This window comes from Vibrio sp. ER1A, assembly GCF_000733315.1.
GTDB lineage: Bacteria > Pseudomonadota > Gammaproteobacteria > Enterobacterales > Vibrionaceae > Vibrio > Vibrio mediterranei.
In genome coordinates, this window is sequence record NZ_JPJA01000106.1 from 1 (window position 1) to 9,147 (window position 9,147).

Annotated in this window: 11 protein-coding genes; all 11 read left to right on the forward strand. The window is 43.3% G+C overall.

Annotated features, from left to right (window positions below; genetic code table 11):
• The first annotated feature begins 43 nt into the window (after nt 1-43).
• On the forward strand, nt 44-1,942 hold the full coding sequence (locus HW45_RS28030) for an FTR1 family iron permease (RefSeq protein ID WP_051868487.1): 1,899 nt from the start codon (nt 44-46) through the stop codon (nt 1,940-1,942).
• A gap of 44 nt (nt 1,943-1,986) precedes the next feature.
• Nucleotides 1,987-2,520, forward strand: coding sequence for an iron transporter (locus HW45_RS28035; RefSeq protein ID WP_038231474.1), 534 nt, complete (start codon nt 1,987-1,989; stop codon nt 2,518-2,520).
• An 89-nt stretch (nt 2,521-2,609) separates the two neighbouring features.
• A complete protein-coding gene (locus HW45_RS30140; RefSeq protein WP_235225573.1) occupies nt 2,610-3,347 on the forward strand; it encodes a hypothetical protein in 738 nt (245 codons plus the stop codon).
• A complete protein-coding gene (locus HW45_RS30145; protein WP_235225574.1) occupies nt 3,329-4,012 on the forward strand; it encodes a Fe-S-containing protein in 684 nt (227 codons plus the stop codon). Before HW45_RS30140 ends, HW45_RS30145 begins: the two co-directional genes overlap by 19 nt.
• A 2-nt stretch (nt 4,013-4,014) precedes the next feature.
• On the forward strand, nt 4,015-5,301 hold the full coding sequence (locus HW45_RS28050) for an ABC transporter permease (protein WP_038231478.1): 1,287 nt from the start codon (nt 4,015-4,017) through the stop codon (nt 5,299-5,301).
• Nucleotides 5,288-6,424, forward strand: coding sequence for an ABC transporter permease (locus tag HW45_RS28055; protein WP_038231481.1), 1,137 nt, complete (start codon nt 5,288-5,290; stop codon nt 6,422-6,424). The genes HW45_RS28050 and HW45_RS28055 overlap by 14 nt, the downstream gene beginning before the upstream one ends.
• Nucleotide 6,425: 1 nt before the next feature.
• Nucleotides 6,426-7,100 (forward strand): ABC transporter ATP-binding protein, encoded by a 675-nt coding sequence (locus HW45_RS28060; protein ID WP_038231482.1) that lies wholly within the window; start codon nt 6,426-6,428, stop codon nt 7,098-7,100.
• Entirely contained in the window at nt 7,090-7,572 is a 483-nt protein-coding gene (locus HW45_RS28065) for a TlpA family protein disulfide reductase (protein WP_038231483.1), read from the forward strand. Before HW45_RS28060 ends, HW45_RS28065 begins: the two co-directional genes overlap by 11 nt.
• 17 nt (nt 7,573-7,589) lie before the next feature.
• Nucleotides 7,590-8,051, forward strand: coding sequence for a copper chaperone PCu(A)C (locus HW45_RS28070; protein WP_038231485.1), 462 nt, complete (start codon nt 7,590-7,592; stop codon nt 8,049-8,051).
• Between the two features lie 9 nt (nt 8,052-8,060).
• Nucleotides 8,061-8,807, forward strand: coding sequence for an FMN-binding protein (locus tag HW45_RS28075; RefSeq protein WP_038231487.1), 747 nt, complete (start codon nt 8,061-8,063; stop codon nt 8,805-8,807).
• 55 nt (nt 8,808-8,862) lie between these two features.
• Complete coding sequence (locus tag HW45_RS28080; RefSeq protein WP_038231489.1) at nt 8,863-9,096, forward strand: PapB/FocB family fimbrial expression transcriptional regulator; 234 nt, start codon at nt 8,863-8,865, stop codon at nt 9,094-9,096.
• Nucleotides 9,097-9,147 lie beyond the last annotated feature (51 nt).

The following is a 9,147-nucleotide window of genomic DNA, read 5'->3' on the forward strand; positions in this document are numbered from 1 at the left end:
AATTAATAGTTACGGTCATTACTTATTGTTGATATTTCTATTTATGTCCCCACAACTATCCTACGCCATGAATTATCATAGTGCGGTCAAAGAAATAATCTCTCGACTCAATAAAGCGGAAGAACTATATCGAGAGGGGCAACAAAACGAAGCTAAAACCACAGTTCAAATGGCTTACTTCGAAGTATTTGAAAGCTTGGAAGGTCCCGTCCGCATTAATTATTCACAGAAATACGCGTACCAATTAGAATCTAAATTTGGCGAGATACGAAAAATGATCGTCGCTAGAGAATCTATTGAAAACGTTCAAAGTGAAATTGATTGGTTAAAGCAAGAGGTGGCTAACTTACCGAGTATTCTAGCTTCTGGGCATAAGCTCCTCGCCGAAAATACCAACCTTCATACAGATGATATTCTTCCTTTTTGGCGAGATGCCGTAACCTCTATTGATACACAACTGAATGAGGCACTAACTGAGTATCGAGAATCTGCCGAACAACCTGATGAATCCACGAAAAAACAGCAACGAGCTTTCGAGTTGGTTCAGCAAGCGCAATTCAAAGGCTTTAAAAATACCGAGCTCGAAATCACAATAAGATTGAACCGTTCAGCGGAAAAAGCGGCTGAATATAATGCAGCATTTCGTTCATTAGCGAAAATAGCCAAACAAGAATATAGCCAAAAACATCTCATTCAATTTAGCTATGAGCTGGCAACCTTAGTACAAGATCTAAAGGATGAGTTACCTGGTCTCCCCCCAACTCGCGATTTTCAGTCTGTCTCAGACTCCTCTTCCGAAGTATCATCAGTTCAATCAAAAGATTGGCGGCCTGTCGTCAGTAGCATTATTCAAGTTGTCGACGGTGCTATAGGGCTCTATAAAAATGGCGATACCAACGGTGCAATGTTGGCAATGCAAGATGCCTATTTCGACCACTTTGAAGCCTCAGGAATGGAGAATGCCGTTGGCTCTAGAGACAGTCGCTATAAGTCAGAGTTAGAAGGCTATTTCACTCGAATCGTCAGCATGTTAAAGGCAAATCAAAAGGTTGATGATATACAAGTGCAAGTGAAGCTCTTAAAACAAGGATTGATGGACGCCTCTGACACGCTTTCTGAAGGAGATTTAGGATGGTGGGCCATGTTACTTGCAAGCTTCACCATCATCTTCAGAGAAGGGCTTGAAGCCATGCTCATTGTGGCAGCAATTACAGCATACCTAATCAAGAATGACGCATCCGATAAGCTTCATGTCGTTAAAAACTCAGTCGTGGTAGGTCTTATCGCCAGTGCCATTACAGCCGCGCTATTTCAATGGTTGTTCGAGAATGCAGGCGCAAGTAGAGAGCTATTGGAAGGCATCACCATGCTGATTGCCGTCGTGATCCTATTTTCAATGAGTTATTGGCTTCTTTCAAAAGTAGAAGCTGTTCAGTGGAAGCGCTATTTACAAAGCAAACTTTCAAACTCAATTACGACAGGCTCCCTAATAGGACTTTGGTTAGCAAGTTTCCTAGCGGTTTATCGCGAAGGGGCTGAAACCGTGCTGTTCTATTTTGCATTGGCGAGCGATGCCACTGCACAAACTATGACGGCGTTAGTTGCAGGCTTCCTTGTTGGCGCCGTTCTACTTGCTGTCATCTTCTTCATCATGCGATATAGCGTAGTCAAACTCCCACTCAAGCCATTCTTTATTTTCACCGGCGGATTTATGTACTTAATGGCATTTGTGTTCGCAGGTAAAGGCGTGTTGGAGCTTATCGAAGGTAAATTATTCGACCCAACACTTATTGCTGGCGCGCCAGAATTCGCAGCGCTTGGAATCTATCCATACTTAGAAACCTTGTTACCTCAGCTCATCTTGGTGCTGGCAGCACTGTTCGCGCTCGTGCTCTTAAAGCTCAAAAATAAGCAAGACATGACTATCCATGCGAACTCATAGTTCAATTAAAACTTCGTAAAATCAAACAAGTAAAGGACATTACTATGTTTAACAAAAAACTCATCTCCGCAGCAGTGGCTGTACAAGCAATTTCAGGCATAGCTATGGCTAACGACCTACCATTCGTTGAACATCCAGCAGGTGAACCTGTTGAAATGAACGGAATGGAAATTGCCGCAGTTTACTTAAAACCAGTAACCATGGAGCCACAAGGTATGATGCGCGCAGCATCAAAATCGGAGGTTCATCTTGAAGCAGACATTCACGCCTTAAAAGGCAACAAGAATGGATTTGCGGCAGGGGAATGGATCCCGTACCTAACCATCAGCTACACACTGAAAAACATGGATACAGGTAAGACTCAAGAAGGCACGTTCATGCCAATGGTTGCAGCGGATGGTCCTCACTATGGCTCGAATATCAATATGTTAGGTGTTGGTAACTACGAACTCACTTTCCATATTGACCCGCCATCAAAAGCAGGACTACTGCGTCATACAGACGAAGAAACAGGTGTAGGTCGTTGGTTCAAACCGTTCGATGCGAGTTATGAATTTAAATACGTAGGTATCAACTAACCATTGCTTTATCAGCTCAGGCGATTGCATTAGAGCCTGAGCTGATCTTGTTTGGTTGTTTAAGTTTTCTCTGCCGGTCAGATTACAGTATGAGTTTCTATCTTTCCCAAGTCTTACTTGTCTATTTACTACCCGCACTCCTATTTGGTGCCATTTGGGCAACACACAGTACCCGCATGTATGTGCATCAAATCGGATGGGTTTTGCTATCGCTATTTTCCGGAGCATTACTGTTCTTCCTGTTACCTTTTAGCCAGGTCAACATATTAGCCGCCTCTACTAGCTACTTAGCGATCTTATTACTCACCGCAATTGTTAGCCTTTTGTTCTCAATATCACCGCGACCACTGATTGCTTTACAGAGCCTAACAACTCTGCTTGCCAGCTTTATGTGGGCGAAAGTAGCTAAGCTGACCATGTTAAGTACGACAAACGTAATCAACACTGAGCTTATCCTCAATGTTACAGCTATCATCTTAGGTTTTTTGGCCATTGCGTTTATTCATGTTACGTCGAGTTTGACTGTCACAGCATTAAGCAAAGGTGCGCGACGATTTTTAATTGTGCTGCTATTGGTGATTGCCGCCCTACCATTATCTGGTGAAATCATTCTCGCCAGTATGAAGCTAAGTATTGTTGGCTTAGATAGAGGCTTATTGGCATATGTTTCAAAAGTCACTAACTTTTCTTGGATGACGTCTTATGCGGTTTTAGTCATTTCATTGTTGTGTTTGTGCTATTTCTATCGCTCTCAAATTCAACCGTTAAAAACACAAGTATCTCATACCTCTCTTGCCATTGAGGGGTTTTGCGCCCATTTCAGCTGAACTCGGCAAAACACAAGGTCACATTTAATCTCGCTACTCTTGCTGCTGTACTTATCGCCTTACTCTATTGGGATCTTGTCGCTTCACAACCCATTCATCGTTCAGAAGCACAAAGAATGGAGATGGCAACGGATGGTCGGGTTCATATCCCGATTGATGAACATTTAATAGACGGTAAGTTACATCGTTTTGACTGGGTAGCCAGTGACGGCAAGGTCGTTCGCTTCTTCGTTATTGACCGATTTGCAGGTGAAAAGAAATTTGGTGTTGTGTTTGATGCCTGCATGTTATGTGGCGACGCAGGTTACGCTCAAGTGGGTGACCAAGTCGTTTGTCTTGCATGTGGGGTGCATATTTTTATTCCATCTATTGGCAAGCCAGGTGGATGTAACCCTATTCCAATGCCTGACTGGCGGGTTGAAAACAACGAGATTGTTGTAACCCAAGCGACACTAGAAAGCGGACTAAAGTACTTCAGTGAAGTAGTAGAAGTTATGGCAACCGATCCCGTTAACGGTAAACAAATCAGCAATATGGATGCTGAGCACAGCTATTCATTCTCCGGAAAAACGTACTTCTTCACCTCGGAAGACTCATACGAGACATTTAGAGAAGACCCCTGGAAGTATTCCGATGTTAAACCTGTTAACCCACTCGGAGATTAGCAATGTTAATTCGAATGCTACGTCAATCATGGCGTCATGACTCCAACAGAAAAAGACTGGCTGTCATTACTGTATTCTTAGCAGCAAGTCTAATTTCGGCCTTATTAGCAATATCAATCAATATTGGCAACAAAATGTCTATGGAGATGAAAAGCTACGGTGCGAATATTGAGATATCACCTGAAGGGGAAGTAAAGCTGCCCGAACTCCTCGCTCATAACGTCAATAAACTGGAAAAAGACGATCTGCTTGCCGAAAGCGAGTTACCTAACATCATGGATATATTCTGGCGCAATAACATAATTGGCTTTGCTCCATTCGTGAAAGGTCAGGTTAAAGATGTAGAGTCGAATCGCACCATTCGCATCATCGGTACTTTTTTTGACAAAAACCTCCCAGTTGCCGACGACCACGAATATCGTACCGGTAACAAAGTCATTTCTACCTATTGGCATATTGATGGGCAATGGCCCAGCGACGAAAAAAACGAAGTACTGATTGGTAAAACGTTAGCCAAGCAGCTGTCATTGTCGGTTGGAGATACCCTCTCCCTCGCTGGTGAGAGTAATGTTAAAAACGACTTCAAAATCACTGGCATTCTCACTAACGGTACCAGCGATGAAAGCTCCGTTGTGATGCCGTTAAATAAAGGGCAGCAACTCCTAGGTTTAGAAGGCAAAGTCCAAAGCGTAAAAGTGTCTGCTCTGACCGTTCCGGAAAATGCTCTGTCTAAAAAAGCACGCGAAGATCTAGAGTCTCTCGACTCTGATGAATATGACTTGTGGTTTTGCACTGCGTTTGTTTCTTCTATTTCGTTCCAACTAGAAGGGGCGATGAACAACGCCTTAGTAAAACCGCTTTGGCAAGTAGCTGCATCTGAGGGTGCCGTTATCAGTAAGATTCAGGCGCTATTGTTTGTTGTAACTTTTGCTGCACTGATTGCTTCAGCAATGGGTATCGCATCTCTAATGACCAATGCGATCCTGCAACGAGCCAAAGAAATCGGGTTAATGAAATCACTAGGAGCGCATAATTGGCAGGTTTATGCCTTGTTCTACTCCGAGTCCATATTGTGTGGCATTTTAGGTGGATTGTTGGGCTGTTTGTCTGGTTGGGGGTTATCCAAAGTCATCGGCTACGCCTTGTTTGGTTCTTCTATTTCATTTGACTGGATCATTGTTCCTGTCGTTCTACTTATCTCTACTTTGATTACTGTTCTTGGAACCTATTTCCCATCTCGCAGAATCGCATCACTGTACCCAATAGAGGTGTTATATGGCCGAAAATAAACCTCGTTCAATGTTATCAACACTAGTATGGCGGTCGCTAAAACTGCGTGCACAGCGCGTCCTGGTGGTTTTTCTCGCACTCACCGTTGGCGCGGCAATCATTACCGCAATGGCAGGCATATATTTCGATATCAATGAAAAAATGAGTCATGAGCTTCGTAACTATGGCGCTAACTTCTTTGTTGGCCCTGAAGCCACTAAAAAGCTCACAACGCAGCAATACCAAGAAATAAAATCACTTGCCCCTAAAGATAGCCTCATTGCATCTAGTCCTTACCTATATGGCATGGTTCAAGCTGAACTAGAGAAGGTCGTATTGATGGGTATCGACTTTTCACAACTGAAGAAGCTCGTACCTTACTGGCAAGTTGAAGGTCAATGGATCGGAGTATCCTTTGATGACCGTAACGTCATGATAGGTAAAAAGCTCGCTGAGAAGTTAGAGCTGGGCATAGGCTCAGAACTTACTGTATACGGAAAACAAGGTAGTTACAGCTTTAGAATCAAAGGAATCGTCGAGTCAGGTTCAGACGAAGACAATTACTTAATCGTAAATCTACCGTTTGTGCAAAAGTGGCTCAATAAAGGTGATGAGATTAATTTCGCCATGTTTAGCCTAACCAACGACAAGCAACAAGTAGCTCAGTTCGAGCAGACGTTGAAACGTCATTATAGTGATCTTGTGATCAGGCCTATTCGCAAAGTCTCCGCCTCAGAAGGCAAGGTGCTTGATAAAATAAAACTGCTTATGGGCATCGTTGCTTTGGTGATTTTGGTGTTGTCGACGTTGTGCGTAAATACGACGATGACTTCTATGATCGCGGAGCGTCGTTATGAATTTGCGCTGCAAAAGTCATTGGGCGCATCGAATCAATCCATTAAGCGCCAAATCGTTTATGAAACCTTAATCATTACTCTCGCCGCTGTCATTAGCGGTTTGGTGATCGGCTACATTCTGGCTCAGTTTCTCGGACAGTCCGTATTCGGCGCAACCATCGATATTCGAATACCTGTTCTATTGATTACCAGTTTACTTTCATTTTGCGCCGCCTTGGTCGCGGCCACTCTTCCGACAATTCGAGCGATACGAATCGACCCAGCCAAAGTCCTGAAAGGAGATTAATATGTCTACATTCGCTATTAAAACAGAGGGACTTTGCAAAGTATTCGATCAAGTCCATGCACTTGACGATATCAGTATTGAAGTCAAAAAAGGTGAGTTTGTCGCCATTATGGGGGCATCAGGTTCAGGCAAAACCACCTTGATGAACATTCTTAGCTGCCTAGACAGTGCAACATCAGGAACGGTTATTTTGGATGGTGAGGATGCTGGCTCTCTCGATGAAGAAGGACGACGTGCCTTTCGCGCCGAGAAAATTGGTTTGGTGTTTCAGCAATTCCACCTAATTCCTTATTTGACGGCGTTGGAAAACGTCATGTTGGCTAAACATTACCATAGCGTTCCTGACGAAGACGCTGCGAAAGCGGTGCTGACACAAGTGGGATTGGGTCACCGTTTTGATCACCTTCCGAGTCAACTGTCAGGCGGGGAGCAACAACGTGTATGTATTGCTCGCGCGATTGTAAATGAAAGTCCAATCATCTTCGCCGATGAGCCTACCGGAAATCTTGATGAAGAAAATGAGAATATCGTCCTTGAGATTTTCAAAAAGCTTCATGCTCAAAACAAAACTATCATCATGGTCACCCATAACCCGAGTTTAGGGCAATTTACTGACCGCATTATTCGCTTACAACACGGTAAATATATCGGTGAGGAAATCCTGGATGTGGCGTAACTATTTACTGATTCCACTCCTCAGTACGGTAGTGATAGTTACAGGATGTAAAGAGCAAGTTGCCAAAATTGGGGCTGAAAGTCCCGACATCGTGGCACTAGATTCTCGCGACACTGAACTCAGTATTCATGATTATAAGGGTAAGAAAGTCGTGCTCGAATTCTGGTCTTCTACCTGTGGTGCCTGCATAGCCATGATGAAAAAATGGCAAGACATTTATCAAAGACGCTCAGATGAAGTCGCCATAATCGCTATTAATATTGACCAGTACGACGTCGACCTTGATGCATTTCGTCACAAATATCAGTTCACGTTTCCCATTGGCAAAGACCAACTAGGAATATCTAAAGAACGATTCTCTATTGGCGTCACACCTACCACTTATCTGATTAACCAAAAAGGCACACTTGTAGATATGCATATTGGTTACTCAGCAAAACTAGATTTAGATAAAGTTATTAACACATTGTAAATATAAGGAATATTAAGATGTCACTGCGAAAATTCTTGTTGCCCCTTGTCGCGTTATTCAGCCTACTGTCTCTCGTACCTGCAGTTAATGCAAGCACTCCAACGCTTCAAGACAAGGTCCAAATAGACTCTCCTGTCATCTTCCAATTAGCCAGCGGAGCGAAAGGCACTGGGTCTAAAATGACGATTTACAATAACAGCGACCAAACACTGATTATTACTGGGTTTCATATCAACGAGTTTGACAAAACCATGCTTCACAGCACCAAATATGAAGCAGGGAAGCGTGTCATGTTCATGGTTAAAGACATTACCATTCCAGCAGGAAAAAAAACCGCATTAACCCCAAACACTCACCACTTTATGATGTTCGGCCCTAAACGCACCTTAAAACTGGGGGAGTTTCTAACCATGACTGTCGATACCAACCAAGGTCAATTTAAGGTCATCGCACAAGTTGTTCCTCGCAAGCTTAAATAGGTTAAGACCATGCGTTTTGTCACTACACTTGTTATCACTGCCAGCGCAACCCTTCTTGTTGCCTGTACAGAACCTGACCTAAAAAAGCAGCCACCTAAGCCAACCGAACTCGACCAACGCCTTACTTTGTTGGAATCTGCTGGACTAATGCAAAAACGGTTACCCGTCTCGACACTCATCGACAAGTATGTTGATGTGAAAACCGTTGACCTCAATAGTGGCGAATTTCGACCGTCGAAGTTCGATGTCGACGAATCACTAACCCATTATCCACTTTCACCCACTAAAGCGACTTCCTTGTCGGCTAAGGATGATATAGCGGGCATAAAAATGCGCGAAAATGCGCTGCCTGTCTACTTTATCCATGACGAAAACGGGGTCACTTATCGTCTTGTTATGCCTATTCGGGCTCAAGGGAAATTCGGGTTGATATACGGATACTTAGGTCTAAATAGTCGTGACTTTAGTATTGCGGGGCTTAAGTTCTACAAGCACCAAGAGAGTAAAGGTCTTGGCGCGGAAATAACCGACAACCCAGATTGGTCAACACGTTTCGCGAATAGACTGATTTTTAAAGATAATAAACCATCAATAACCCTAAGCCAAAAACATAGCCTTTCTCAAGATCCCTATAGAGTAGATGGTATTAGCGGAGCCACTTACACCAGTAAAGGCGTAGAGCACGCTATTAACTTTTGGACTGGAGACCTTGGATTTGGCAAATTTCTTGAAAAGTTCAGGGCACAAACGCAATAGCACTAAGGGGGGTACGAAGAATTAGGCTCCCCCTTCCTTCCAGTTGGAGAAAATTATGGCTTTAGAGCGTGGAAAAGTAACGGAAGAACAGTTAAGCCTGTTACTTAAACTTACGAAGATCAGTTCAAGAAAAGTCATTACAGCATTAGAACTGTATCTGGTCGAGGGTTTAACCCAAAAGGAAGCAACCAGTCGAGTAGGAATCAATCAGAGCTTTCTAAGCATTCGTTTAAATACTCTGCGCAGTATCGACCGAGTAGTTGAACAGCTGCAGGAATATTATTCTTAATATTAACTATTATCATTTGAAGCTAAGTATTATATGTGGCTTGGAAAATAC

Bases quoted from the DNA above. Each gene is read 5' to 3' on its own strand.
- HW45_RS28030 (WP_051868487.1), top strand. From the start codon at position 44: ATGTCCCCACAACTATCCTACGCCATGAATTATCATAGTGCGGTCAAA.
- HW45_RS28035 (WP_038231474.1), top strand. From the start codon at position 1,987: ATGTTTAACAAAAAACTCATCTCCGCAGCAGTGGCTGTACAAGCAATT.
- HW45_RS30140 (WP_235225573.1), top strand. From the start codon at position 2,610: ATGAGTTTCTATCTTTCCCAAGTCTTACTTGTCTATTTACTACCCGCA.
- HW45_RS28050 (WP_038231478.1), top strand. From the start codon at position 4,015: ATGTTAATTCGAATGCTACGTCAATCATGGCGTCATGACTCCAACAGA.
- HW45_RS28055 (WP_038231481.1), top strand. From the start codon at position 5,288: ATGGCCGAAAATAAACCTCGTTCAATGTTATCAACACTAGTATGGCGG.
- HW45_RS28060 (WP_038231482.1), top strand. From the start codon at position 6,426: ATGTCTACATTCGCTATTAAAACAGAGGGACTTTGCAAAGTATTCGAT.
- HW45_RS28065 (WP_038231483.1), top strand. From the start codon at position 7,090: ATGTGGCGTAACTATTTACTGATTCCACTCCTCAGTACGGTAGTGATA.
- HW45_RS28070 (WP_038231485.1), top strand. From the start codon at position 7,590: ATGTCACTGCGAAAATTCTTGTTGCCCCTTGTCGCGTTATTCAGCCTA.
- HW45_RS28075 (WP_038231487.1), top strand. From the start codon at position 8,061: ATGCGTTTTGTCACTACACTTGTTATCACTGCCAGCGCAACCCTTCTT.
- HW45_RS28080 (WP_038231489.1), top strand. From the start codon at position 8,863: ATGGCTTTAGAGCGTGGAAAAGTAACGGAAGAACAGTTAAGCCTGTTA.